The sequence below is a fragment of the Aphanothece stagnina RSMan2012 genome (assembly GCF_046764815.1).
Lineage (GTDB): Bacteria > Cyanobacteriota > Cyanobacteriia > PCC-6307 > Cyanobiaceae > NIES-981.
In genome coordinates this window covers 31,737-55,792 of sequence record NZ_JBKOUC010000014.1, presented here as the reverse complement: position 1 = coordinate 55,792, position 24,056 = coordinate 31,737, and the positions used below count along the sequence as shown (strand labels likewise).

Annotated in this window: 24 protein-coding genes; 11 read left to right on the top strand and 13 right to left on the bottom strand. The window is 70.4% G+C overall.

Annotated elements, in window-relative coordinates; genetic code table 11:
* Nucleotides 1–4: 4 nt before the first annotated feature.
* The 3 genes from ACLNEE_RS10730 to cysK all read right to left on the bottom strand — a co-directional run bounded on the left by ACLNEE_RS10730 (nt 5) and on the right by cysK (nt 3,142).
* Complete coding sequence (locus tag ACLNEE_RS10730) at nt 5–1,375, bottom strand: ATP-binding protein (RefSeq protein ID WP_411424061.1); 1,371 nt, start codon at nt 1,373–1,375, stop codon at nt 5–7.
* Complete coding sequence (locus ACLNEE_RS10725; protein ID WP_411424062.1) at nt 1,341–2,063, bottom strand: response regulator; 723 nt, start codon at nt 2,061–2,063, stop codon at nt 1,341–1,343. Before ACLNEE_RS10725 ends, ACLNEE_RS10730 begins: the two co-directional genes overlap by 35 nt.
* Before the next feature lie 101 nt (nt 2,064–2,164).
* Nucleotides 2,165–3,142, bottom strand: a complete 978-nt coding sequence (gene cysK / locus ACLNEE_RS10720) for a cysteine synthase A (protein WP_411424063.1) — start codon at nt 3,140–3,142, stop codon at nt 2,165–2,167.
* Between the two features lie 102 nt (nt 3,143–3,244).
* Here cysK and bicA point away from each other — a divergent pair, with 102 nt between their 5' ends.
* The 4 genes from bicA to ACLNEE_RS10700 all read left to right on the top strand — a co-directional run bounded on the left by bicA (nt 3,245) and on the right by ACLNEE_RS10700 (nt 7,887).
* The gene (gene bicA, locus ACLNEE_RS10715; RefSeq protein ID WP_411424064.1) at nt 3,245–4,996 is read left to right on the top strand and encodes a bicarbonate transporter BicA; all 1,752 of its coding nucleotides are present in this window, start codon (nt 3,245–3,247) and stop codon (nt 4,994–4,996) included.
* A gap of 283 nt (nt 4,997–5,279) precedes the next feature.
* Nucleotides 5,280–6,830: a SulP family inorganic anion transporter gene (locus tag ACLNEE_RS10710; RefSeq protein ID WP_411424073.1), complete on the top strand. Its 1,551-nt coding sequence runs from the start codon at nt 5,280–5,282 to the stop codon at nt 6,828–6,830.
* Nucleotides 6,831–6,907: 77 nt separating this feature from the next.
* Nucleotides 6,908–7,153, top strand: coding sequence for a DUF1651 domain-containing protein (locus tag ACLNEE_RS10705; protein WP_411424065.1), 246 nt, complete (start codon nt 6,908–6,910; stop codon nt 7,151–7,153).
* Nucleotides 7,154–7,215: 62 nt separating this feature from the next.
* Nucleotides 7,216–7,887, top strand: a complete 672-nt coding sequence (locus ACLNEE_RS10700) for a CPP1-like family protein (protein WP_411424066.1) — start codon at nt 7,216–7,218, stop codon at nt 7,885–7,887.
* A 21-nt stretch (nt 7,888–7,908) separates the two neighbouring features.
* On the opposite strand, the gene hslO is transcribed toward ACLNEE_RS10700, so the two are convergent.
* Complete coding sequence (gene hslO / locus ACLNEE_RS10695; protein ID WP_411424074.1) at nt 7,909–8,826, bottom strand: Hsp33 family molecular chaperone HslO; 918 nt, start codon at nt 8,824–8,826, stop codon at nt 7,909–7,911.
* 15 nt (nt 8,827–8,841) lie between these two features.
* Nucleotides 8,842–9,495, bottom strand: a complete 654-nt coding sequence (locus ACLNEE_RS10690) for an ABC transporter ATP-binding protein (protein WP_412007080.1) — start codon at nt 9,493–9,495, stop codon at nt 8,842–8,844.
* Nucleotides 9,496–9,538: 43 nt separating this feature from the next.
* Between ACLNEE_RS10690 and ACLNEE_RS10685 the strand changes: the two genes are divergently transcribed.
* Nucleotides 9,539–10,090: a DUF3531 family protein gene (locus ACLNEE_RS10685; RefSeq protein ID WP_412007079.1), complete on the top strand. Its 552-nt coding sequence runs from the start codon at nt 9,539–9,541 to the stop codon at nt 10,088–10,090.
* 8 nt (nt 10,091–10,098) lie between these two features.
* Nucleotides 10,099–10,908, top strand: a complete 810-nt coding sequence (locus ACLNEE_RS10680) for an RsmE family RNA methyltransferase (RefSeq protein ID WP_412007078.1) — start codon at nt 10,099–10,101, stop codon at nt 10,906–10,908.
* Here ACLNEE_RS10680 and ACLNEE_RS10675 read toward each other — a convergent pair.
* Complete coding sequence (locus tag ACLNEE_RS10675; protein ID WP_411424069.1) at nt 10,874–11,275, bottom strand: hypothetical protein; 402 nt, start codon at nt 11,273–11,275, stop codon at nt 10,874–10,876. The genes ACLNEE_RS10680 and ACLNEE_RS10675 overlap by 35 nt on opposite strands.
* A gap of 162 nt (nt 11,276–11,437) precedes the next feature.
* On the opposite strand from ACLNEE_RS10675, the gene ACLNEE_RS10670 reads away from it, so the two are divergent.
* Entirely contained in the window at nt 11,438–12,199 is a 762-nt protein-coding gene (locus ACLNEE_RS10670) for a DUF92 domain-containing protein (protein WP_411424070.1), read from the top strand.
* Here ACLNEE_RS10670 and ACLNEE_RS10665 read toward each other — a convergent pair.
* Entirely contained in the window at nt 12,139–13,023 is an 885-nt protein-coding gene (locus tag ACLNEE_RS10665) for a sigma-70 family RNA polymerase sigma factor (protein WP_411424071.1), read from the bottom strand. The two genes, ACLNEE_RS10670 and ACLNEE_RS10665, sit on opposite strands and share 61 nt — an antisense overlap.
* A 109-nt stretch (nt 13,024–13,132) precedes the next feature.
* Nucleotides 13,133–13,813 (bottom strand): GDSL-type esterase/lipase family protein, encoded by a 681-nt coding sequence (locus ACLNEE_RS10660; protein ID WP_412007077.1) that lies wholly within the window; start codon nt 13,811–13,813, stop codon nt 13,133–13,135.
* Nucleotides 13,814–13,938: 125 nt separating this feature from the next.
* Between ACLNEE_RS10660 and mnmH the strand changes: the two genes are divergently transcribed.
* Nucleotides 13,939–14,967 (top strand): tRNA 2-selenouridine(34) synthase MnmH, encoded by a 1,029-nt coding sequence (gene mnmH, locus ACLNEE_RS10655; protein ID WP_411424436.1) that lies wholly within the window; start codon nt 13,939–13,941, stop codon nt 14,965–14,967.
* 76 nt (nt 14,968–15,043) lie between these two features.
* On the opposite strand, the gene ACLNEE_RS10650 is transcribed toward mnmH, so the two are convergent.
* The 5 genes from ACLNEE_RS10650 to ACLNEE_RS10630 all read right to left on the bottom strand — a co-directional run bounded on the left by ACLNEE_RS10650 (nt 15,044) and on the right by ACLNEE_RS10630 (nt 19,995).
* The gene (locus tag ACLNEE_RS10650; RefSeq protein ID WP_411424437.1) at nt 15,044–16,609 is read right to left on the bottom strand and encodes a PhnE/PtxC family ABC transporter permease; all 1,566 of its coding nucleotides are present in this window, start codon (nt 16,607–16,609) and stop codon (nt 15,044–15,046) included.
* On the bottom strand, nt 16,606–17,403 hold the full coding sequence (locus ACLNEE_RS10645; RefSeq protein WP_411424438.1) for an ATP-binding cassette domain-containing protein: 798 nt from the start codon (nt 17,401–17,403) through the stop codon (nt 16,606–16,608). The genes ACLNEE_RS10650 and ACLNEE_RS10645 overlap by 4 nt, the downstream gene beginning before the upstream one ends.
* A gap of 20 nt (nt 17,404–17,423) precedes the next feature.
* A complete protein-coding gene (locus ACLNEE_RS10640) occupies nt 17,424–17,654 on the bottom strand; it encodes a hypothetical protein (RefSeq protein ID WP_411424439.1) in 231 nt (76 codons plus the stop codon).
* Nucleotides 17,655–17,707: 53 nt separating this feature from the next.
* A complete protein-coding gene (locus ACLNEE_RS10635; RefSeq protein WP_412007076.1) occupies nt 17,708–18,604 on the bottom strand; it encodes a putative selenate ABC transporter substrate-binding protein in 897 nt (298 codons plus the stop codon).
* Between the two features lie 65 nt (nt 18,605–18,669).
* Nucleotides 18,670–19,995, bottom strand: a complete 1,326-nt coding sequence (locus tag ACLNEE_RS10630; protein ID WP_459382403.1) for a pyridoxal phosphate-dependent aminotransferase — start codon at nt 19,993–19,995, stop codon at nt 18,670–18,672.
* 249 nt (nt 19,996–20,244) lie between these two features.
* Here ACLNEE_RS10630 and ACLNEE_RS10625 point away from each other — a divergent pair, with 249 nt between their 5' ends.
* The 3 genes from ACLNEE_RS10625 (at nt 20,245) to ispG (ending at nt 23,977) form a co-directional block, all read left to right on the top strand.
* Entirely contained in the window at nt 20,245–21,933 is a 1,689-nt protein-coding gene (locus ACLNEE_RS10625) for an urea transporter (protein ID WP_411424441.1), read from the top strand.
* A gap of 68 nt (nt 21,934–22,001) precedes the next feature.
* A complete protein-coding gene (locus ACLNEE_RS10620; RefSeq protein WP_411424442.1) occupies nt 22,002–22,679 on the top strand; it encodes a uracil-DNA glycosylase in 678 nt (225 codons plus the stop codon).
* A gap of 53 nt (nt 22,680–22,732) precedes the next feature.
* Nucleotides 22,733–23,977, top strand: a complete 1,245-nt coding sequence (gene ispG / locus ACLNEE_RS10615; RefSeq protein WP_412007075.1) for a (E)-4-hydroxy-3-methylbut-2-enyl-diphosphate synthase — start codon at nt 22,733–22,735, stop codon at nt 23,975–23,977.
* The last annotated feature ends 79 nt before the right edge of the window (nt 23,978–24,056 follow it).

Here is a 24,056-nt window from a genome sequence, read left to right as displayed (position 1 = left end):
GGACTCAGGAGGACTCAACGCCCTTCATCCTGGTGGCTGGATCTGACGCGGATCTGTCTGGATCGCGCGAAAGTGTGACCAGATCTGACAGGGACCGACCCCGCAGGCCCAGGACGAAGCCTCCACCCTCCGGGTGTGCATGGATCAGTTCGCCGTTGTGGGCCAGGGCCGCCCGCTGGGCGATGGCCAGACCCAGGCCACAGTGGCCGTCACCGCCCCGGGCCTCATCCAGCCGGCGAAACGGCTGCAGGGCCTGCTCCCAGAGGTGCTCGGGGATGCCATCGCCCCCGTCGGCCACCGTGATCTCGAATCCGTCGCTTCCCCAGGGGCGCAGGCCGAGCCGGAAGGGCGCACGGCCATGGCTGGCGGCATTGTCCAGCAGGTTGCCGATCGCCCTGCCCAGGCTCACCGGCCTGACCCAGGCGTCAAGGGAGACGAGGTCGAGCTTCAGCGGCGTCACCGCGCTCTGGCCCGCCAGTTCCGCCAAGAGGGCATCGAGGGATACCTGAACGGGGGCTTCGTGGCTTTCCCCGCGCGCGAAGGACATGAACTGCTGGGTGATGCGCTCCAGGGCATCGAGATCCCCCTGGGCCTTGGCGGCCTCCTCGGGACGCATGGGCTGATCCTCCGCCAGATGGAGCCGCAGCCGCAGGCGGGTGATCGGCCGGTTGAGGTCATGGCCGATGCCGGCCAGCATCGTCTCCCGCTCGCGGCGGGCCTCGTCCAGCCGCCGCAGCAGGGCGTTGAAGCGTGCCGTGATCTGCCGGACGGCGCGGGTGCCGCGCTCCGGCACCGGCCGGGGATTGCGACCTGTCCCCAGCTGCTGAAGCGAGATCTCCAGCAGCTGTAGGGGGCGCTGGACTTCCAGGCTGAGCACCAGCGTCGTCAGTCCCAGGCCGGTCGCCACCAGGGAGAGCACCAGCGACAGGGTGTCGGGTGGCCAGCGGCGCGGTGTGGGAGGAGCCACGAAGAGCCAGATCGGCTCGAGCGGTGAGACCATCTCGACCCACAGCCCTCCCCCGGCGGCCACCACATCGCGGCAGTAGCCCAGCTGGCGGCAGAGTTCGGCGCGAAGGGCCAGGGCCTCGGCCCTGCCGCGTCGGCTCGACGGTGGGGGACTCTCGGCGAGTTCCAGCCCGCCGAGCTCAGCGACCGCATCCATCGGGTAGCGCTCCAGGGCCAGTTCACCCAGCCGCAGGCTGAAGGCCACCTCCGAGCCGAGCTGAACCATCTGGGACCGCGCGATCCGTCGACTCAGCAGGGCCTGGACCACGATCAGGCTGAGCAGCCACAGCACCAGGCCCCCGAGTCCGTAGCCCAGCAGCCTCAACCAGCGGTGGCTAGGCGCGGGGCCGGCCATCGGGGACGAAGACATAGCCGTAGCCCCACACGGTCTGGATGTGGCGGGGGCGGGAGGGATCCTCCTCGATCAGGCGCCGCAGCCGCGAGACCTGCACATCCATGCTGCGGGCATCGGTTTCGCTGGTCGGTCCACGGGAGAGTTCGATCAGCCGTTCGCGGGAGAGGGGGCGGTGGGGGTGCTGGGCAAAGGCCAGCAGCAGACTGAATTCACCGCTGGTGATGCTGATCGGCTCGCCGCTGCGCAGCAGGTTGCGGCTGCTGGGCTCCAGGCACCAGGGGCCGAAGCTGATCGGGGTGGCGTCGGCCACCGGTGTTCCGGCGGGGCCCTGACCCCGGCGGCGCAGCACGGCCTCGATGCGGGCGGTCAGTTCGCGGGGCAGGAACGGTTTGGCCAGGTAGTCGTCGGCGCCCTGCTCGAGGCCGATGATCCGGTCCACCCCATCCCCCCGACCGGTGAGCATCAGCACGGGCAGGTCATCCCCGGCATCGCGGAGCCGGCGCAGCAGGCTGAGCCCATCGTCGCCGGGCAGCATCAGGTCCAGCACCACCAGATCGGGGCGCTGGTTTTCCAGACGGGCCTTCAGTTGCTGACCATCCGCCAGGCAGCGGACCTCGTAGCCCTGTTCGCCCAGGTAGCGGTGGAGCATCTGCCTGAGTTCCGGATCGTCGTCAACGACCCAGATGCAGTTGGTTCGGGCCATGGCGTGGGGTGGCCTGGATCGGGCGAGGTGCGCCAATCTTGATGCCACACCCCGGTTGGGCGGTCGACGCACTGTCCCCTCCAGCTCTGGGCCCGCCGGTTTCAGACCACAGCGAGTCCGCTCTCGTTGAACACGCCTTCGAACAGGGCCGAACTCAGATAGCGCTCGCCGGAGTCCGGCAACACCACCACGATCGTCTTGCCGGCGTAGGCCGGATCCGAGGCCAGGCGCAGCGCCGCACAGGTGGCGGCACCGCAGGAGATCCCGGCCAGGATGCCCTCCTCCCGCATCAGCCGTCGGGCCATGGTCATGGCCTCCTCGTCGGTGACGGTCTCGACCCGGTCGACCAGATCGAGGTCGAGGTTGGCCGGCACGAAGCCGGCACCGATGCCCTGAATCTTGTGGGGGCCGGGCCTGAGATCCTCGCCGGCTCGGCTCTGGGAGATCACCGGACTGGTGGCCGGCTCGACCGCCACCGATTCGAGCGGTCGGCCCAGGGTCTGCTTGATGTAGCTGCTCACGCCGCTGATGGTGCCCCCGGTGCCCACACCGGCCACCAGCACATCGATGCTGCCTTCGGAGTCATCCCAGATCTCGGGCCCCGTGGTGTCGTGGTGGATGCGGGGGTTGGCCGGGTTGGCGAACTGCTGCAGCAGGACGTAACGGTCGGGTGCGGACGCGGCCAGCTCCTTGGCGGCACTGATCGCCCCGGGCATCCCGAGGCGGCCTTCGGTGAGGAGCAAGCGGGCGCCGTAGGCCGTCAGCAGTTTGCGGCGCTCCAGGCTCATGGTCTCCGGCATGGTCAGCGTGAGCGGGATCCCGCGGGAGGCCGCCACGAAGGCCAGGGCAATGCCGGTGTTGCCGCTGGTGGGCTCGATCAGTTCCTTGCCGGGTCCGAGCAGTCCGTCCTGCTCGGCCTGCCAGATCATCGCCGCCCCGATGCGGCATTTCACCGAATACGCCGGATTGCGGCCTTCGATCTTGGCGAGCACCCTGGCGTGGCAGCCCCGGGTGACCCGGTTGAGCTGCACCAGGGGAGTGCGGCCGATGCTGAGGCTGTTGTCGGCGTAGATCGCCATGAAAGAGCGCCGTTCCTGCCGCCCAGCCTAAAGATGCTGCCGTCAGCTTCCCAGCGATCCCCTCGTTCCTAAGGTTCGCCCAGACCCGCGGCTGAGCGCGCCATGGCCACAGTGACGGCGCCACCCGGGCGACCCGCCTTCCGCCTGCTGAACCACTTCAGCAGCAGCAACATCAGGGGCGACCTGTTCGGTGGCGTCACCGCGGCGGTGATCGCCCTGCCGATGGCCCTGGCCTTCGGGGTCGCCTCCGGCGCCGGTGCCGCCGCCGGCCTCTGGGGCGCCGTGCTGGTGGGCCTGTTCGCGGCCCTGTTCGGCGGCACCCCCACCCTCATCTCCGAGCCCACCGGCCCGATGACCGTGGTGATGACCGCCGTCATCGCCAGCCTGATCGGCCAGGCCCCCGACCGGGAGACCGGCCTGGCCATGGCCTTCACCGTGGTGATGCTGGCCGGGGTCTTCCAGATCCTGTTCGGGGTGCTGCGCCTCGGCCGCTACATCACCCAGATGCCCTACACGGTGATCTCGGGCTTCATGAGCGGCATCGGCATCATCCTGATGGTGCTGCAGCTCGGACCGTTCCTCGGCCAGGCCATCCCCAGGGGCGGCGTGCTCGGCACCCTCACCAACCTGCCGGGCCTGATCGCCGCCACCCGACCGGCGGAAGTGACCCTGGCCCTGGTGACCCTGGCCATCCTCTGGTTCACGCCGGCCCGCATCAAGAAGGTTGCCCCGCCCCAGCTGATCGCCCTGATCGCCGGCACGATCCTCTCGCTCACCCTGCTGCGCGGCGCCGATGCCTCCGCCGAGGTGGAGGGCATCCGCCGCATCGGCGCGATCGCCTCAGGCTTCCCCCATCTGGTGACGCCCCACTTCGCGCTGCCCCAGCTCCAGCTGATGCTGGTGAACGGCGCCGTGCTGGGCATGCTCGGCTGCATCGATGCCCTGCTCACCGCCGTGATCGCCGACAGCATCACCCGCACCGAGCACGACTCCAACAAGGAACTGATCGGTCAGGGCCTCGGCAACCTCGTCTCCGGCCTCTTCGGGGGCATCGCCGGCGCCGGCGCCACCATGGGCACCGTGGTCAACATCCAGGCCGGCGGCCGCAGCGCCCTCTCCGGCCTCAGCCGCGCCCTCATCCTCATGCTGGTGATCCTGGTGGGCGGTCGCCTCGCCGCCCAGATCCCCCAGGCCGTCCTCGCCGGCATCGCCCTCAAGGTCGGCTTCGACATCGTCGACTGGAGCTTCCTCAAGCGCGCCCACCGCATCTCGATCACCGGCGCGCTGATCATGTACCTGGTGATCGCCCTCACCGTGCTGGTCGACCTGATCGCCGCGGTGGGCATCGGCGTGTTCATCGCCAACATCCTCACCATCGACAAGATGAGCGCCCTGCAGAGCAGGGCCGTCAAGTCGGTCTCCACCGGCGATGGCGACCTGCTGCTCGAACCCGAGGAGAAGCGCCTGCTCGATCAGGGCCAGGGCCAGGTGCTGCTCTTCCAGCTCACCGGCGCCATGATCTTCGGGGTGGCCAAGGCGATCGGCCGCGAGCACAACGCCATCGGCGACTGCAAAGCGGTGGTGTTTGATCTCAGTGAGGTGTCCCACCTCGGTGTCACCGCCGCCCTGGCGGTGGAGAACGCCGTCGAGGAAGCCATCGAGAAGGGCCGCCAGGTGTTCGTCGTCGGCGCCACAGGCACCACCCGGGCGCGGCTCGAGAAGCTCGGCCTGTTCGCCAAGCTGCCGCCGGAGAACGCCAGCCTCAGCCGCTCCGAGGCGCTGCAGCGTGCCGTGGATGGCCCCGGGGCCAATGGCGCCCCGGGGCGTGACTCCGCTCAAGGCCTGAGCCCGTAGGGCTCGGCGGCGGCGGCGCTCAGCGTCGGGAACCGATCGGCCTGGGACGGAAGAACTCCGGGTCGTAGTGGAGCCGCTCGATCAGGTCGGCGTAGCTGCGCCCCAGGCTCCCCTCCGGCTGGGGTGGCATCGGGACGGGCTCACCCGGTCTGAGAAGGTGGAAAGGGTGTGGTCCGGCTCCGGCTCCCTCCCGGGTGACAACACCCGCCAGCTCAACGCGGTGGAGCCCCGGGATGGCCCGACTGCCATCCACGCTGTCCTCCCGCGCTTGTCTTCTCCCGCGATGCTGTTCCCGTTGCGTGTCTCGCTGCGTGAGTGGTGGCAGCAGCCCCACCGCGACATTCTCTCCGGACTGGTCGTCGCCTTCGCCATGATCCCGGAGGCCATCGCCTTCTCGGGAATTGCCGGCGTGGATCCGCGGGTGGGGTTGTTCGGGGCGTTCGCCCTGGCGGTGACCCTGGCGGTCGTGGGCGGTCGCACGGCGTTGATCACCTCGGCCACGGGCTCCACGGCCCTGCTGATGACCGGCCTGGTGTCCCAGGGGGAGGCCCTTGGCGAGGGCCTCGGGCTGCAGTACCTCCTGGCCGCCGGCCTGCTCACCGGTCTGCTCCAGATCGCCTGGGGCTACCTGCGGCTGGCCCACCAGATGCGCTTCGTTCCCCAGCCGGTGATGGCCGGTTTCGTGAACGCTCTGGCCATCCTGATCCTGCTGGCCCAGCTGCCCCAGCTGGGGCTCGACGTGTTCCATCCGGAGAAGGTCGTGGTCCAGCCTTCCCAGCTGCCGGCCGTCTGGTTGCTGATGGCCCTCACCCTCCTGCTGATCTATCTGCTGCCCCGCTGGACCCGGGCAATCCCGTCGGCCCTGATCGCCATCCTGATCACCACGGGGATCGCCATCGGGTTCCGGCTCGATGTGCCCACGGTCGCTTCCCTCGGAAGCCTGCCCAGCGGTCTGCCGGTCCTGGGTCTCCCCGCGGTGCCCTGGGATCTCAACACCCTGGGCATCATCCTGCCGACCGCCCTGGCCATCTCCCTGGTGGGGCTGATGGAGACCTTCCTCACCCAGGACATCCTCGACGATCTCACCGACCAGACCAGTCCGAAGGATGTGGAGGCCAGGGGCCAGGGCATCGGCAACATCGTCAGCGCCCTGTTCGGTGGGATGCCGGGCTGTGCCCTGGTCGGGCAGTCGGTGATGAACGTGGGCTACGGGGGGCGGACCCGCCTCTCGACCCTCACATCCGGTGTGAGTCTGCTGGCCATGATTCTCCTGGCCCAGGAGTGGGTGAACCGGATCCCGATGGCCACCCTGGTGGGGGTGATGATCATGATCGCCATCAACACGGCCAACCTTCGCTCGATCACGGAGATCCGCCGGATTCCCCGCAGCGACACCGCCGTGATGGTGGTCACCGTGGTGATCACCGTGCTCACCCACAACCTGGCGATCGGCCTGCTGTCGGGTGTGGCCCTGGCCGGCATCCTGTTCAGTCGGAAGGTGGCCAAGGTGATCGAGGTGGCGGCCCATCGCGAGGCCGACGACCATCGCGTCTACACCGTGCGAGGACAGCTGTTCTTCGTCAGCAGCATCTATTTCCGGCAGGGTTTCGACGTGCATGAGCATCCCGCCCGGGTCACGATCGACATGGGTGACGCCCACATCTGGGACCAGAGCGGCGTCGCCGCGCTGGACCAGGTCATCCGTCGCATCAAGCGAGGCGGAAGCGCCGTGCAGGTGATCAACCTGAATCCTCCCAGCGCCGATCTCTTCGCCCGCATCGGCGTGGCGGAGGAGGCCGGAGGCCGCGGTGGTGAACCGGCCCCAGCCCACTGATCGGCGAGTGTGGCCGCAGGGCGTCCACACTCGCCCTGCGGCCGCGCCAGACTGGTCTGTAACGAACCATCACGGCGATGCCCAAGCCGCTCTGGCTGGTGCGTCCCCGCCCGGACGGGGGATGCGACTACGTGAGCTTTCAAGTCGATTCGGTCACCGGCTCTGCGCTGGCTCCCAGTGTCGAAATGCGGGAAGGCAGCCATCTCCCCCCCCAGATGCCGCTGCTCAAACGGCGCCATCGCCTCGACCCTGACGAGGCGGAGCGCTGCCAGATGCGCCTCCAGAAAGAGGGAGGTTTCCGTTGCAGTGAGCCGCTCTTCTAGTCAGGCCTCGATACGCTCGGAGCAGGCGAACGTGCCCACCGCTGATCCCGCTGCTGATGGTGATGTCCGACCCCTCCGACCAGCAACCTCCGGGGGCCGAACCTTCCGGCCCCTACGAACGCCTCGGCATCACCCCTGAGGCGTCCTTCGAGGAGGTGCAGGCGGCCAAGCAGGCTCGCCTCGCCGACGCCGGCGACGATCCGTTGGCCCGCTCCAGGGTCGAGGCGGCCTATGACGCCCTGCTCATGGAGCGCCTGAAGCAGCGCCAGGCCGGCAAGGTCAGCACCGCCGCCCGTACGGCTTCGGCCCGCGAGCAGCTCGCGCCACCACCACCTCGGCTGGCCTTGCCCGCCCTGCCCCAGCTGCCCATGCCCAAGGTGGCCGCTCCGGCGATCGGGATGCCCCATTTCGCCCTGGCCGAAGGACAGGACCTGGCCCTGACACTGGGGGGCTTCGGCCTGCTGCTGGGCCTGCTGCTGCTGTTGCCCAACGCATCCGTCGAACTGATTCTCGCCCTCACCACCGCGCTCTGTGTGGTGTGCCTGCAGCGCCGGCGCCGCCGCTTTCTCGCCGCGGTGGGCTGGGGCTTCGCCGCCCTGACGGTGGGCCTGATTCTCGGTGGGCTGGTGGCCGGGGCCACTGGGCTGCCTGCCGGCTTGCCGTTGACGGATCAGCAGATCCAGGGACTGCCGGCCCTGGCGCTGCTGTTCCTGGTCTCCCTGCTGGTCGCCTGAGCACGGCTGCCGTGCCGCGCTTCAGGCGGCGGGGCTGAGCTCCTCGATGAGCCCCTGCAGTTCATCGGCATTCACCCGGTACACGGCACTGCAGAAATGGCAGGTGAGTTCGGCCTGGCCGTCCTCTTCGAGCATCGAGCGGAGCTCCTGGCGCCCGAGCAGTTTCAGGGCTCCGAGGCTGCGGTCCCGGTTGCAGGGGCAGCGGAAGCGGACCGGTTGCAGCGGCGTGTCGCTGCCGAGAGGTTGGGGATCGAGGTCCGGGAAGATGTCCTCGAGCAGGGTGAGCAGGTTGCCCTGGCAGGCCTCCAGCCGGCTGCTGAAGCCCGAGATCTCGCGGCAGCGCTCCTCCAGCAGGGCCACCAGCGCGGGCTCGCGCGCGGCCTTGGGCAGCACCTGCACCAGCACGCCGCCGCTGCAGCGCACACCGCTGCTGTCGATCCGTTCCCCGACGAACACCGCCGAGGGGGTCTGTTCGGAGTGGGCCAGGTAGGAGGCGATGTCATCGCCGATGCCGCCGCTCACCAGTTCCACGGTGGAGCTGAACGGCTCCCCTTCCCCCCAGTCGCGCACCACATGCAGGTAGCCGGTGCCGGTGGCGGTGCCGAAGTCGAAATGGCGGCTTCCATCCGGCTCCTCGACCAGATCGAGTTCCAGTCCTGGGTTGCCGACGTGTCCCCGCACGGTGCCGTCCCGCCCGGCATCCACCATCAGACCCTTGAGGGGGCTGTCGGAGGCGATGCGGAGATTGACCCGGCCATGGGCGATCTTCATCGAGCTCGCCAGAAGCAGCCCGGCACTCATCGCCCGGCCGAGCAGGGCGGTGGTGAGAAAGGAGAGCTGGTGCCGCTGGGCAGCGGTGCGGCTGGTCTCGGTGGTGGTCACCGCCACCATGCGGATGCCGCCCCCGGCAGCTGTGGCCCGCAGCAGCTGATCCCCCACACTGGCTCGATGCACTCAGGGCATCGTAAGGAGGGGGGCCGGCGCCAGCGGGACCAGAGTGCCGTCCTCCAGCCGCCAGCCGGCCGTCACGGCTCCCCGGAACAGCTCCGGTTCGTGGGTCACCACCAGCACGGCCCGTTCCCGACCCAGCACCTGGAGCAGGCTGATGATCTCGGCCCGCACGGCCCAGTCGAGGCCGGCGGTGGGCTCATCCAGCAGCAGCACCTGGGGGTTGCGCAGCAGCTGCACGGCCAGGGCCAGCCGCCGTTGCTGGCCGCCACTGAGCTGCTCGGGCAACTGCCGGGGGGAGAGGCCGCCGAGGCCCACCTGCTCCAGCACAGCCTCCACCCGCCCGCTGTCCAGCCGCCGGTGGCCGAGCTTCAGTTCCTGCCCCACGGTGAGGCCGAGAAAGTGGCGTTCGGGAAATTGGAACACCAGGCCGCACAGCCAGCGCCGTTGCCGCGAGCTCAGGGGCTGGCCCTCCCAGCTGATCGTGCCGCGATCGGGTGAGGCCAGACCGCTGATCACCTCGAGCAGGGTGGTCTTGCCGCCCCCACTGCGGCCCGCCACCAGGCCGATCGAACCTGGGGCCAGAGACAGGTTGACGTTCTGCAGGATCGGCCTGGTGGCCGTGGCCGGCTGGTATCCGACGCCGCACAGTTCGAGCATGGGCCCAGCATGGCCCGGCGGCAGCCGGCACCCCATCCGCCCCATGCGCGCCGGCGTCGTGGTGGATGTCGTGGGGGATAGTGAGGCCATGTTGCCGCGCGCGGGCCTGCCGCGTGTCCTGGTCATGGAGGTGCGCTTCCGCGAGTTCGATCCCTTCAACTGCTGGATCTGGATGCGCTTCCCCAGCACCCCGGGCCAGGGGGAGCGCGGCTATGTGGAGACCGCCTTCGACAGCTGGTTCTTCCTCGGCAAGCTGGGCGGGTTCAACGCGGAAAATCTTCAGGCCCATGAGGAGGGGGCCGAGCTGAGCTGGATGGCGTACGACAGCGACGGCGCCGCCACGGCGATGCCGGCTCTGATGCACAACATGGGGCCGATGGAGTACGAGGGCGCCTGGGCCCGCTGCTGGGTGGATCTCGGCACCAGTGACGCCTTCGGCCTGGACGTGCTGATCAACACCCTGCGGCAGCTCGACAACGATGTGCTCGAGATCGAGGAACTGCTGATCGGCGGTGTCAACGAGGACTGGCCCATCGAGGAGCAGCCGGAGGCGATGTTCCCCATGCTCGACGGCCTCTCCGATGACGCGGACTGAGCGCAGGCGTGGTGCGTGAACTGAGGCGGGTGCTGCTGGATCCGCTGCGGCTTGCGGCCGCAGCGACGGAGGGCCGGGTGTCCCTGGAGGCTGCCGAACGCCACTACCTGAGGCGGGTGCTGCGGCTGCGGCCTGGCCAGGCGTTCGGCGTGGTGGACGGCCGGGGGCATCTCTGGTCAGCCCAGCTGGCCGAGGGAGCCAGGGCGGATGGGGCCTGGGCCGTGCTGGAGCAACCGCTGGCGGAGCCACTGGCCCGAGAGCCTGCGCCCTGGCCCTGCCTCGGGCTGGCGGTGGCCCCCCCGCGCCGCGACACCGGCGTCCTGCTGCGCATGGTCTGCGAGCTCGGCATCGATCGGCTCCAGTGGCTGCAGGCCGAGCGCAGCGTGGCGGCGGCTGAGGCGATCCGCGCGGATCGTCAGGAGGCCGTGCTGCGCGAGGCCCTGGAGCAATGTGAACGGCTCTGGCTGCCCAGCTGCCTCGCGCCGGAACCCGCCTGCGGCTGGCTGGCGGCGGCTCCGGGGCAGGGACTGGCGTTGTTGGCCACGACGCGCAGGCCTGGGCTTCGTTCCCTCGGAGCGGTGCTGCAGGACTGGGCCGGACCCACGCCACCCGATTCGGTGACCGTGGCGATCGGTCCGGAGGGAGGCTGGAGCCCCAGCGAGGAAAGGGTCGCCGAGGCCGCGGGGTGGCGGCCGGTCAGCCTGGGGGAGGGCATCCTGCGCAGCTCGACCGCCGCCGTGGCGGCGGCGACACGGCTGGCCGCCTGGCGGGAGGACCTGCCGGTCAGTTGCGGAACATCCCCGAGGCCATGCCCTTGAAGACGGCCAGGTTGGCGCCCGGGCGGCGGCGGCGCATCGGCAGGGCATTGGCCGGGTTCAGGCACTCCGGGGCATAGGTCGCCATGGAGGGGGGGGGCAGCGCCTCCTGGGCGGCCCGCAGCTCGGCGGCGATCGCCTCGGCCGTGGTCAGGGGGGAGGCTCCACCGGCGGGGCTGCTCTGCTGGGCTCCAGGCTGGGCTGCCGTCTGGGCAGGAGCAGGTTGGGAGCCGGCCGCCGCCGCGGGTTGGGCTGAGGTGGCTTGGGCAGCGGGCTGTTCGGCGATCGCCACCTTCACCGGCTTGGCCTCCTTGGTGCCGCCCTCACCGCTCAGATCGAGGAAGAAGGAGCCCTTGCGCTTGAACACCATCGCGTCGGAGACGGCAACGTCGTGGGCTGATTATCCGCTGGACCGGCCGCCCCGGACGGCCGGCTTAGGGCAGTGCAACACATCCGGCCAGTCCAACCCAGCCGAGCCGTGCAACCCAGCCGGATGCCCCGCCCCGTCAGCGCCTCCCTGCAGACTGGACCTGTGACTGTGCTGTCCCTTCCCCCCCAGCTGCCGCTCACCTGGGGGAGTGCCCTGCTGATCAATGGAGCCCTGATCGCCGCCGTCCAGCGGCTGCCCTTGCTCACACCGGCGGGCTGGGTGCACGCGGGGATCCTGGGCACCGTGCTCTGGGGCACCCTCGGCCCGCGGGGCTGGCTGGCCGTGGTCGCCTATCTGCTGCTCGGGTCCCTGGTGACCCGGCTCGGCCTGCGCCGCAAGCAGCAGGCGGATCTGGCGGAGCGCCGCGGCGGGCGGCGTGGCCCCGAGAACGTCTGGGGCTCGGCCGCCACCGGTGCGGTTCTGGCCGTGCTGGTGGTGCTGCTTCCCGCCGCCTGGCAGCCGCCGCTGCTGGTGGCCTTCGCCGCCAGCTTCGCCGCCAAGCTGGCGGACACCTGGGGCAGTGAACTCGGCAAGCTCTGGGGCCGTCACACCCTGCTGATCACCACCCTGCGTCCCGTGCCCGCGGGCACGGAGGGGGCGATCAGCCTGGAGGGCACGGCGGCCAGCCTGGCCGGCGGTGCGCTGATGGCGGGGGTGATGCTGGGGCTGGGGCTGATCAGCGGCTGGCGCGACTGGTGCCTGGTGAGCCTGGTGGCTCTGGTGGCCACCCTGCTCGAGAGCTGGATCGGTGCCACCCTGCAGCCCCGCTTCCATTGGCTCACCAACGAGCGAGTCAACGCCATTCAGACCACCCTGGCCGCGCTCCTGGCCCTGCTGCTCTGGAGCGTGCTCGCCTGGCGCTGAAGCCTGGCCAGCAGCTGATCGCCCCGCCGGCGACAACGCTGGGGGGGCTGGCGCAGTTCAGCGGCCAGGTCCCGCCAGCTCAGGCCCTCCATCCAGCGCCCCTCGAGCAGCCGTCGATCGGCCAGGGGCAGCCTGGCGAGCTGGTCTTCCAGCCAGCTCAGTTCGGGATCCACCTCGGGGCACGCGCCCGATCCGGGGCAGGCGGCGGGGTCCGCCAGCTGGTCGAGCCAGCAGCCGGCCGCCCCATCGGCTTCGCCACCCTCCGGCGGCCCATCGAGGCTGCGGAGCTGCAGGGCCCGCTGCACCCGGCCCGCCTCCTCGAGCTGCCCCACACTGCACTGCAGCGCTGCAGCCATGGCGGCGTTGCCGGCCGGGGGCAACCCGGCGGCGCGCCGTTCTTCCATCCAGCGCTCCGCCCGCCGGTGGAGTTCCCGCAGGCGTCTGGGGGTCTGGATGGGTTGCTGCCGGTCGCGCCGGTCCTGGAGCATGGCGCCGCGTACGCAGGGCACGACATAGGTGCTCAGGCTCACGGCCCGCCCGGTGTCGAATCCCTCGACCGCCCTGACCAGCCCCTCGTAACCGGCCGAGCAGAGCTCATCGAAGGGCTGACCGGTGCGGCGGCTCTCCCGCTGGGCCACCATCCGCACCAGGGCCATGTTGTTTTCCACCAGGGCATTGCGCCACTGCAGGCGCGCCCCTGGCCGGCGGCAGCGGCCCAGCTGCCGCAGCAGGGCCCGGTTGCGGATCTGGATGGCGTTGGCCGCCTGGGGGTCCCGTTGAAGCGGGTCGAGGGTTGCGGAGGGATCCCGGGGATGGGAGCGCATGGGGTGGTGGAGGGCTCTCCTTCACCGTCCCCCCGGGCGGCGGGGAAGGGCCTCGCCTCCCGGGGGGATCCTGCATCGCTCGATCGGGTGAGGGGTCAGGGGCCCAGGATCATCCCGACACGCCGGTGACCGCGCGCAGGGGCTCCAACCCAGCCCAGGCGAGCAGGGCCGGCCAGTCGCGCACCCGCCGGTACACCTCCCGGTGCCCTGCGCTGTTCAGGTGCAGACCGTCGCCGCTCAACCAGTCGGGCCAGGCCGGGTCACTGAGCAGCTGACGCAGCAGCGGCAGAAACGGCACATCGGCTTCCAGGCAGGCCTGCTCCAGCAGGGCCTCATAGCGCCGGACCTGCTCGAGGCTGTACCAAAGCACATCGGCAAAGGGCATCGCCTCCTCCTGCACCGGGCTGAGACCGAGCACCAGCACGGGAGCCAGTTGGGAGGCCCTCTGCAGCAGCTGCTCCAGGCCGAACAGGAAGCCATCGGCATCGAGCTGCGGCCGTCCGTCCGGGCGGCCCACCCGGGCGGTGTCGTTGAGCCCCACCGCCAGCAGAATCCCCTGCGGCTGCTGGCGACGCAATTCGCCGCGGCAGCGCACGTCATGCTCGAGCCGGGCCGCCACCCTCTCGAGGCCATCGCCCCGGACCCCGAGGGGGTAGACCACCGGTCCTTCGGGCAGCCCCATCCAGTGGCGGCGCAGCCGTTCACACCAGCCCCCCTCCTCCGGGTCGCCCCAGCCGTAGACCCCGCTGTCCCCGATCACGATCAGCTTGCGCGGAACGGCGACGGCCATGGGCTGAGCGAGCGGCGGCATGGACGCCGATCCTGCTGCAACGGAGGCCGAGGGCCGGCGGGCGCAGGGCCGGCGGGCGCAGGGCGGCTGCCGGGGAAGATGGGGGCCGTTGTGCCCCCACCGCCATGGCCGCCCGCCAGCCGGTTGGCGATTTCCTGCTCCAGGGGGGACCGCTGCTGGATGTGCGCACCCCGGCGGAGTTTCTGCAGGGCCACATCCCCGGCGGCCGCAATCTGCCGCTGTTCAGTGACGAGGAGCGGGCCGAGATCGGCACCCTCTACAAGCAGGAGGGGCGCCAGGCGGCGGTGCGGCGGGGCCTGGCGCTGGTGGGACCGCGCCTGGAGAGCATGGCGGCGGAGCTGCTGGCCGTGGCCCAGGCCAGTCCGGGTGTTCCCCTGCGGCTCACCTGTTGGCGGGGCGGGATGCGCAGTGCCAGCGTCGCCTGGCTGGCGGAGCAGCTTGAGCTTCAGGTCCTGCTGCTGGAGGGTGGCTACAAGGCCTACCGCCGCTGGGTGCTCGACCTGTTCGAGCAGCCCTGGCCCCTGAGGTTGCTGGGGGGACGCACCGGCACGGGCAAGACGGACCTCCTGCTGGCGCTCGCCGCGCGTGGCGCGGCGGTGGTGGATCTGGAGGGGCTGGCCCACCATCGGGGCAGCAGCTTCGGGGCCCTGGGGCTGCCGCCCCAGCCCAGCAGTGAGCACTACGAGAACCGCCTGGCGGCGGCCCTTGCGCCCCTCGCCTCGGCGGGGGAGATCTGGCTCGAGGCCGAGAGTGCCCAGGTGGGTCGCTGCCGGATCCCGCTGGCCCTGTGGCGGCAGATGCAGGGCGCCCCGGTGCTCGAGGTGCAGCGGCCGCTGCAGGAGCGGGTGGAGCAGCTGGTGCGCATCTACGGGACGCAGGATCCCGATGCCCTGGCCGAGGCCACCCGTCGGATCGCTCGGCGCCTCGGACCCCAGCGCACCGCCCTGGCCCTTGAGGCGATTGCCGCGGCGGACTGGCCCGCGGCCTGCCGCCAGATGCTCGACTACTACGACCGCTGTTACGACCATGAGCTGAGCCACCACCGGTGCCACCCGGTCGATCTGGGCGGCCTGGATGCCGCGGGGGCCGCCGGGCTGCTGCTGCGCCAGGGGCTGGTGCGGCCCCGGGCCTGACGGACTGGTGGGCTCAGCGACGCCCCGCTCAGGCACAGCCGTGCTCAGGGACAGTGCTGCTCAGGCACAGCCCTGCTCAGTGGATCGGGCCCGTCAGCCGCTGCCTGGCGCGGTCACTGAGGTGTTCCCCCACCAGGGTGAGCGTGGCGAAGGCCAGCGTGAGGGCCAGCAGTTGGTCGAAGGCGAAGGAGCTGAGTGACTCCAGCAGCTGGCTGCCGAGGCCGGTGGCTCCCACCAGGCCCACCACCACCGATTCCCGCAGGATCACATCGGCCCGGTAGGCCCCATAGGCGAGGTAGGGGCGTGCCAGCGGGCTGAAGCGGCCGTAGAGCAGGGCCAGGCGTGGACCGCTCCCGGCGCAGGCCAGGGCCTGCTGGGGGGCGGAGCCGGTGCCTTCGGCGGTCTCCAGCAGCAGCCGGCCCAGGATGCCGAGATTGTGCAGACCCAGGGCGAGGGCGCCGGTGAGCACTCCGGGCTTCAGCACGAACAGCAGCAGCAGGGCCGTCAGGGGTGGGGGCCACAGCCGTCCCAGGGCCCAGGCACCGCGCAGGGCCAGCCTCCCCCACGGCCAGGGCTGCACCAGCAGCAGCAGCAGCGGCGCCCCACCCACCGCCAGGCAGGCGGCCAGGGCCGTGAGCAGCAGGGTGTTGGCGATCAGACCCGGCCACGGCAGGGCCATCACCGCCGCCCAGTCGGGCGGGGGGAGCGGGGGCATTCCGTCCCAGCGCAGCAGGGCGGCCGGATCCACCTGGAGGGCCCAGGCCACACCGGCGAGCAGGGGAAGCAGGCACAGGCTGGCCAGCAGGATTTCCCGGCCCTGGTGGCCGACGCTGCGCTGCTCGAGGGCGAACCGGCCGGGCATCGACCAGCGCCGCCGCAGCCAGCCCACCAGGCTTTCGAGGCTGAGCATGGCCGCCAGCAGCACCCACAGGGCCGTCCAGAGTTCATGGAAGGCCAGCGACTGGAGGGTCAGACGCAGCTCCGTGCCCAGTCCGCCCAGCCCGAACACCCCCAGCAGGGTGGCGCTGCGCAGGGCGCATTCCAGCCTGTAGCCGCCGTAGCTGATCACCTGCGGCAGCAGTGGCGGTCCCAGGGCGGTGAGCAGGGCGGCCGGGGCCGGGGCACCGCTGTTGCGCAGGGCCTCCAGCCCCTGGGTGGGCAGGGCGTCGAGCTGATCGCTGACCACGCGGGCGACCAGGGCTCCGAAGGGCAGCGCGATGGCGGCGACCGCCACGACCGGCTGCAGGCCCACCAGCTGCAGCAGGGCCAGGCCCCAGAGGAGTTCATGAACCGAACGGGGAAGGGCCAGGACCCGGCGGATCCATGCCGCCGCTGCCGCACTGCCCGTGCAGGTCCGCCAGACCAGCCGTGAGCTGAGGATGCCCAGACTGAGGCCGATCACCAGGCTCCCCGCCCAGCCGAGCAGCGCCATCCCCAGGGTCATCCCCAGACCCTCCAGCACCGAGCGCAGCACGGTGGGATCGAGGGAGGGCTGCAGGGCCGCCCCCAGGAACTGCCCCACCAGCTCCCAGCCTCCGCCGTGGCCGATGGCGGGGAGCAGCAGCAGCACCGGCACCAGCACCAGGGCCGGCATCAGGACCCACAGGGGAGCCGCCGGCCGCAGGGGGATGGCCTGGGTCATGCGCCAGCTCCAGCTCCAGTGCTGGCAGTGGAAGTGGCCCCCCTGTACAGGCCCTCGAGCTGCTCGTGCTGCAGCTCCTTCACCGGCAGGTCGAACTGCACCCGTCCCTGCCGCAGGCCCACCACCCGGTCGAAACCGTCCACCAGATCCGGTCGGTGCAGGCTCAGCAGCAGGGCCCTCGGGGCGTCCCCCTGCGCCAGCAGCAGGGCCAGCAGGTCCCGGGCCAGGCGGGGATCAAGGCTGGCGAGGGGTTCGTCAGCCAGCAGCAGGACGGGGTCCTGGCGCAGCAGCCTGGCCAGGGCGACCCGCTGGCGCTGCCCTCCGGAGAGGGCGCAGACCGGCTGGTCGAGCAGCAGAGGATCGAGGTCGAGCCGCCGCAGCACGGCCCGGCAGGCCTCGCTCTCCAGGGGCAGCAGCAGGTTCAGCAGGGCCCGGGGCCAGCCCCAGACCGCCAGGCGGGCGGCGTTCAGGTTCTGCTGGACGGTGAGCTCCTCGATCAGGCGGAGGTCCTGCCAGAGGGTGCCGATCCTGGCCTGCTGGCGTCGCCGCTGCCGGCTGGAGCGGGCCATGGGCTCCCCCTGCCATCGCACGGTCCCCTGCTGGGGTGGGAGCAGGCCGTTGGCAACGGCCAGCAGACTGCTCTTGCCGGCGCCACTGGGGCCCAGCAGCGCAACCCGTTCGCCAGGCCGGAGGCGCAGGGAGACCTGATCCAGCCGAGGCTGCGTGCGGCCCGGCAGGCTGATCTCCTCCAGTTCCAGCACCGGGGTGGCCGGTGGTTCCGCCTGCGTGGCCATCGGGCCATGCTGCCTGGCGGTCAGTCCAGTGCGGCCAGCTTCTCCGCCAGCAGCTTCTCCAGGTCGACCCGCTGGGCCGGGTCTCCGACCAGCCGCAGTTCGCCGGAGCCGGGCCACCAGTTGAGCCGCAGATTGCTCTCGCCGTCATCGAAGACGGCCATCTCGAACGGGCCCTTGTGCTCCCAGTGGCAGGGCAGGCCGAGGCTGGCCACCAGCGCCTGCAGGTCCTGGAGCGATCCGTGGAAATGCATCGGACTCACCGCAGCGGATCGAACCTAGGACCGGGTCCAGGCCAGGGGCGATCTCAGCGGATCTTGCCGATCTGCCGGCCCACCTGCTCGATCTTGGCGTAGGCCGCCGGGTTGACGGTGGTGAACTGCTGGGCTCCGAACAGGCCGAGGATCTGCTTCTGCTCAGGATCGCTGGGGCGCCAGCTGAGGATGGCCTGGCGAACCTTGCGGCTGAACCCCTGGCCGAAGCGCTGATCCAGGTCGGGCTGGCCGAGCCAGAGGTAGTCGGGGTAGCTGGGGGTGCGCCAGATCTGGATCACCTTGGCGCGGTTCGCCTTGCCGCTGCGCAGGCTGCTCTTCCACACCTGCTCGTTGACGACCCCGGCTTCGTAGGCACCGCTCTGGACCAGGGCGATGGTGGCATCGTGGCTGCCGCTGAATCCCGGCGCCCCGCCGGCGAACTTGTTGAGGCCCACGCCGGCCTGGCTGAGGAAGTACTGGGGCATGAGCCGGCCGGAGGTCGAGCTCTCCGAGCCGAAGGTGAAGCGCCTGCCGATCAGCGCCGTCAGTCCCTTCTGGTTGCGGATCGGCTGGATGCCGCTGCGGGCGTTGGCGATGAACACGCTGTAGAACTGGGCATCGATGTCCCGTTGGGCGAGCATCTGGGCGCCGGGCTTCTGCAGCCTGGCCTGGACACCGGTCAGGCCCCCGAACCACACCAGATCGAGGTTGCCGGTGCGGAAGGCGCTGACGGCGGCGGTGTAGTCGGTCACAGGGACGTACTGGACCTTCACCCCCAGCTGCTGGGAGAGTTCGTCGGCGACGAGGCGGTAGAGCCGGTTCAGCTTTTCCGGATTCTGGTCGGGGATCGCTCCGATCCGAAGCACCTTCTGGCTCTGGGCCTGGGCCGGCGGCAGCGGGTCGGCGACCAGGGGCAGGGGCCGGGGTGCCACGGCTGGCACCAGGGCCATGGTGAGGCCGGCAAGGAGGCCGGCCCAGCGTTGTCGGGAGCGCATCGGGGCTGAAAAGACGGGAGTCAGAGGCCGACGAGGAAGCGCTGGAGGCGCGCCAGGCCGTCCTGAATGGTGGCAGGCGAGGCGGCGCAGGAGAGCCGGATGCAGCGGTCATCCCCGAAGGCCACGCCGGGAACCACCGCCAGGCCCACCGCATCGAGCAGACGGCTGCAGAGGGTCATCGAATCGAGCCCGTAGGCGCTCACGTCAGGAAAGGCGTAGAAGGCACCCTCCGGGGGTTGGATCATCAGGCCGGGCAAGGCCATCAGTCCCTCGGTGAGCAGGGTCCGGCGCTGGTTGAACTGGGCCGCCATCTCCTGGACGCAGCTGCGCGAACCCTCCACCGCGGCCAGGGCGCCGTACTGGGCAAAGGTGCAGACGTTGCTGGTCGTCTGGCTCTGGAGCGCACTGGCGGCGGCGACCACGGTCTGGGAGCCGGCCAGCCAGCCGATGCGCCAGCCGGTCATGGCCCACCCCTTGGCGAAGCCGTTCACGGTGAAGATCCGATCCGCCAGGTCGGGTGCCACCGCCGCGAAACTGTGGTGGACGTGCCCCGGCGCCAGCAGAAATTCATAGATCTCGTCGCAGACCACCGCCACCTGGGGATGGCGTCGCAACACGGCGGCGACGGCCTCCAGTTCGGGACGGCTGAGCACCATGCCGGTGGGATTGCCCGGGCTGTTCAGCACCAGCAGCTTGCTGGCGGGCGTGATGGCCCGCTCCAGCTGCTGCGGATCGAGCCGGAATCCCTGGGCCGCCTCGCTGGCCAGCACCCTGACCGAGGCCCCGGCCAGGCGGGCGATCTCGGGGTAGCTCAGCCAGTAGGGAGCCGGCAGAAGCACCTCATCGCCCGGACCCAGCAGGACCTGGAACAGGTTGTAGAGGGCCTGCTTGCCCCCATTGGTGACCAGCACCTGGTCGGCGCGGGTCGGGACGTGGTTCTCGCGGCTGAGCTTCTCGGCGATCGCCTCCCGCAGGGCGGGTTCCCCGGCGGCGGGTCCATAGCGGGTGTGACCGTTCTCGAGGGCCCGGGCCGCTGCCTGCCGGATGAAGGCCGGGGTGTCGAAGTCCGGCTCGCCTGCGCTGAGGCTGCAGATGTCGCGGCCTTCGGCGCGGAGCTGCTTGGCCTTGGCGGCGATGGCGAGGGTGAGGGAGGGCCGCAGGGCCCGGGCCCGATCCGAGAGCCGCAGTGGCTCGGCCTCCGGCCGGCCAGAACTGGCGACGGCGCTGCCGATGGCCCTGGCCTGTGGTCCTTCCACCGAGGCGGCGGAGCGGTCAGCCCTGGCCGCAGCGGCGACAGCACCGGTGGCGAGTGAACTTGCAGCGACAGAATCGGCGGAGGCCAGCATCCCTGAATCCGACATCGGCGGGGGGCCGACGCTCGAATGGCGCGGCTTCAGCTTCTTGGCCATCCTGCCTCAGGCCCAGACCCGGCCGGGTTCAGGCGCTCACCATTCGCCATGCCGCCCATCGGGCGCCGGCCTGGGCGGTCCCGGTAGCCAGGGTGACGGCGCTCCCGGGCGGGGCGAAAGAGATTCGAGGCGTTCTGCTCCAGGGATCGCGGAGTACGCCGCGGCGAAGCTCGCCATGACCTCGCCATGACCTCGCCTGTGACCGGAACAGAGGTGGAGAACGGCTCCCAGGCGACCGCCTACGGACTGCTCCAGGCTCTGCTGCCCGAAGTGCCCCGCTCCAGCAGTCGTCTTGAGCGGCTCCTGCCGACCAGCGGAACCTTGCATGCCCTCACGGATCCCTGGATCAGCGGACGTTCCCATCTCGCCGAGCTCTTTTCCGGCCTGCGTTCCGTAGGCCAGGTCATTCTGATCAACAATCCCCTCAGCGGGGCTTTGCTGCTGCTCGCTCTGATGCTGCAGTCCGGCCGGATGGCCGCGTTCGCTGTCCTCGGCATTGCCGGTGCCCAGGCCATGGCCATGGCCATGAGCTGGGATCCAGCCTCCAGGAGGCAGGGGATCGTGGGCTTCAACGGGGCTTTGGTGGGTTGCGCCGCTGCCACGCTTGCGCACCCTGCCGGCTCCGCCCTGGCGATCTGGCTGGTGCTCGTACCGCTCGCGGGCGCTTTGAGTGCGGTCCTGCTGGAGGGTCTGAGGAGCTGGTGGTTCGGGAGGACAGCCTTGCCCCCCCTTTCCCTGCCGGCTTGCCTGATCGGCTGGCTGCTGCCGCTGGTGCTGGCTGGTCTCCGGGGAGCCGGCCTGGATTCCGATCCGCTGACACCCTCTCTGGCCTTGTCAGCGGCCGGGGGGATCTCCTCGATGCCGTGGCTGCTCCAGGCCGTCGTGCGTGCCTTCGGTCAGGTGTTTCTGTGTACGGGCATTAGCAGCGGAATGCTGGTGCTCCTGTCGGTCCTTCTGGCCAGTCCCGTAGCGGCACTCCTCGGGAGCCTGGGGGCGCTCACGGCGGCGCTGACCGGCCTGTTGCTGGGGCTGAACTCGTGGGAAGAGGTGATCTCCGGGGGGTTCGGCTTCAACGCTGTCCTGGTTGCCATCGCCTTGGGCGGCATCTTTTTCGCACCCACCCGCCGGAGCCTGCCGATCGCCCTCGCCGGCGCAGCGCTCACCATTCCGCTGGAACGGATCCTCCTTGCGCCGTTGACCAGGGTTGGCCTGCCCCTGTCCTCCCTCCCCTTCGTGTTCACCACCTGGCTGCTGCTTGTGATGGTGCGCAGACGACACCCGGCCCTGGTTCCGGTCGCCCTTCACGCGATCCTCACCCCTGAGGAGCATCGCCGTCGTTTTCGTGTGGCACGCCGTCTGCTCGCCGACTTCCGCCTGCGCCTCCAGCATGCGGCCTCCCCGGGGGCCGCTGCGGGGCCATCCCTGGCCTCCTTGATGGCACCCGATCGGCTGGGGAGATTGCGGGATCTCTTCCGCCAGCTCGACCTCGATTCCAGCGGCTGTCTATCCCTGGAGGAGCTGCATCGTGCGGTGGCCGGCGATGGTGCTCAGCCGAGTTCGTCGAAGGTCACAGCCCTGCTGGATCGGGTGCTGCAGCACATGGATCTCAACGGAGACGGCCGCCTGGATGAAGCGGAATTCGTGGAAATGGCCCTGCGTCTGCAGCGCCTTTCCCAGGGACACGAGCGGCTGCTGACCTACCTGCTGCCCCTCGATGCCAATGCCGATGGTCACCTCGATCAGGCTGAACTTCGCCGGTTGCTGCACAGTGTCGGTGCCCGTCCCCTTCAACCGGAAGAGGAGGTGAAGCTGTTCGGTTCGCAGCAGCGCCCCCTGAGCTGGGGCGACTTTGTCGATCGGCTTCTGCTCGGCTGAGCCGTAGGGTCAGGCTCGGCAGCCCGGCGATGCCCTGAAACAGGATTCCAAGGAACGGTTCGCGGCCGATGAACCCTTTGCCCCCTCCCGAGAGGTCCAGCAGCCAGCGTTCTTTCACGCCAGGCGCTTCAAACCCGGCCCTGCTTTCCACCAGCGAGGATTCATTCGCTGAGCTGGCAGCCGCCTGCTCCGACTGCCGCTGCTGCGGCCTGGTCGAGGGGCGGCAGCAGGTGGTGGTGAGCCGCGGCAATCCAGCGGCTCGGCTGATGGTGATCGGTGAGGGCCCCGGTGCCCAGGAGGATGCCCAGGGACTGCCGTTCGTGGGACGGGCCGGCCAGCTGCTCGATCAGATGCTGGCGAGCGTGGCGATCGATTCGAACCGGGACGCCTACATCTGCAACGTGGTGAAGTGCCGTCCACCGGACAACCGCAAGCCCAGCGCCGAGGAGATGGCGGCCTGCACCCCCTGGCTGGAGCGGCAGATCCATCTGGTGGACCCGCCAGTGATCCTGCTGGCGGGAGCCACGGCGATGCAGGGGGTCCTGGGAATCAAGGGGGGGATCACCCGACTGCGGGGCCAGTGGCGGCAGGGCAGCGGGCCGGTGCTCGGCGGCCGCTGGCTGCTGCCGATCTTCCACCCCTCCTATCTGTTGCGAAACCCCTCGCGGGAGCAGGGGAGTCCCAAATGGCTCACCTGGCAGGACCTGCAGGACGTGCGGCGGCGCCTCGATCAGCTCGCCGCTTGAGCCCCGTTTTGTGACAGGCTTTGGCCCGTCCGACCAATCGGCCCCCCCCCGCCATGACCGGCACCCTGGCCCGTCCCGACACCACCCCAGCGGAGCTCCCCGCCGACTGGGCCAGCAATCCGCGCTACGACACGGTGATCCGGCGCCGCAAGACCCGCAGCGTGCGGGTGGGTGACGTGTGGGTGGGCAGCGACCACCCTGTGGTGGTGCAGTCGATGATCAATGAGGACACCCTCGACATCGAGGGGGCGACCGCCGGCATCCGCCGCCTGCATGAGGCCGGCTGCGAGATCGTGCGGCTCACGGTGCCGAGCCTCGCCCATGCCAAGGCCGTGGGCGAGATCCGCAAACGTCTGGAGGACACCTACCGGCCGGTGCCCCTGGTGGCGGACGTGCACCACAACGGCATGAAGATCGCCCTCGAGGTGGCCCAGCACGTCGACAAGGTGCGCATCAACCCGGGCCTCTACGTGTTCGACAAGCCCGACCCGAACCGCACCGAGTTCACCCCCGAGGAGGTGGCCGCGATCGGCGAGCGCATCCAGACCACCCTTGAACCGCTGGTGAGCCTGCTCAAGCAGCAGGACAAGGGCCTGCGCATCGGCGTGAACCATGGCTCCCTGGCGGAGCGGATGCTGTTCACCTACGGCGACACCCCCCTGGGGATGGTGGAGAGCGCCATGGAGTTCATCCACATCTGCGACCGCCTCGATTTCCACAACATCGTGGTGTCGATGAAGGCCTCCCGTGCCCCGGTGATGCTGGCCGCCTACCGGATGATGGCCGACCGCATGGATGCCGAGGGGTTCCCTTACCCGCTGCACCTGGGGGTCACCGAGGCGGGCGACGGCGACTACGGCCGCATCAAGAGCACCGCCGGCATCGCCACCCTGCTGGCCGAGGGCCTGGGGGACACCATCCGCGTGTCGCTCACCGAGGCGCCGGAGAAGGAGATCCCCGTCTGCTACTCAATTCTGCAGGCGCTGGGGCTGCGCAAGACGATGGTGGAGTACGTGGCTTGCCCCAGCTGCGGCCGCACCCTCTTCAACCTGGAGGAGGTGCTGCACAAGGTGCGCTCCGCCACCGCCCACCTCACGGGTCTGGACATCGCCGTGATGGGCTGCATCGTCAATGGCCCCGGCGAGATGGCCGATGCCGACTACGGCTACGTGGGCAAGACCCCCGGCACCATCTCCCTCTACCGCGGCCGGGAGGAGATCCGGCGGGTGCCCGAGGCCGAGGGGGTGGAGGCCCTGATCGCCCTGATCCGGGAGGACGGGCGCTGGGTCGATCCCTGATCCGCCCTGACGACGGTTATCCAGCCCGTGGGTTCGCCGTTCGGGGGCGCTAGCTTGAAGCTCAGTTAGCCGGGCCTGC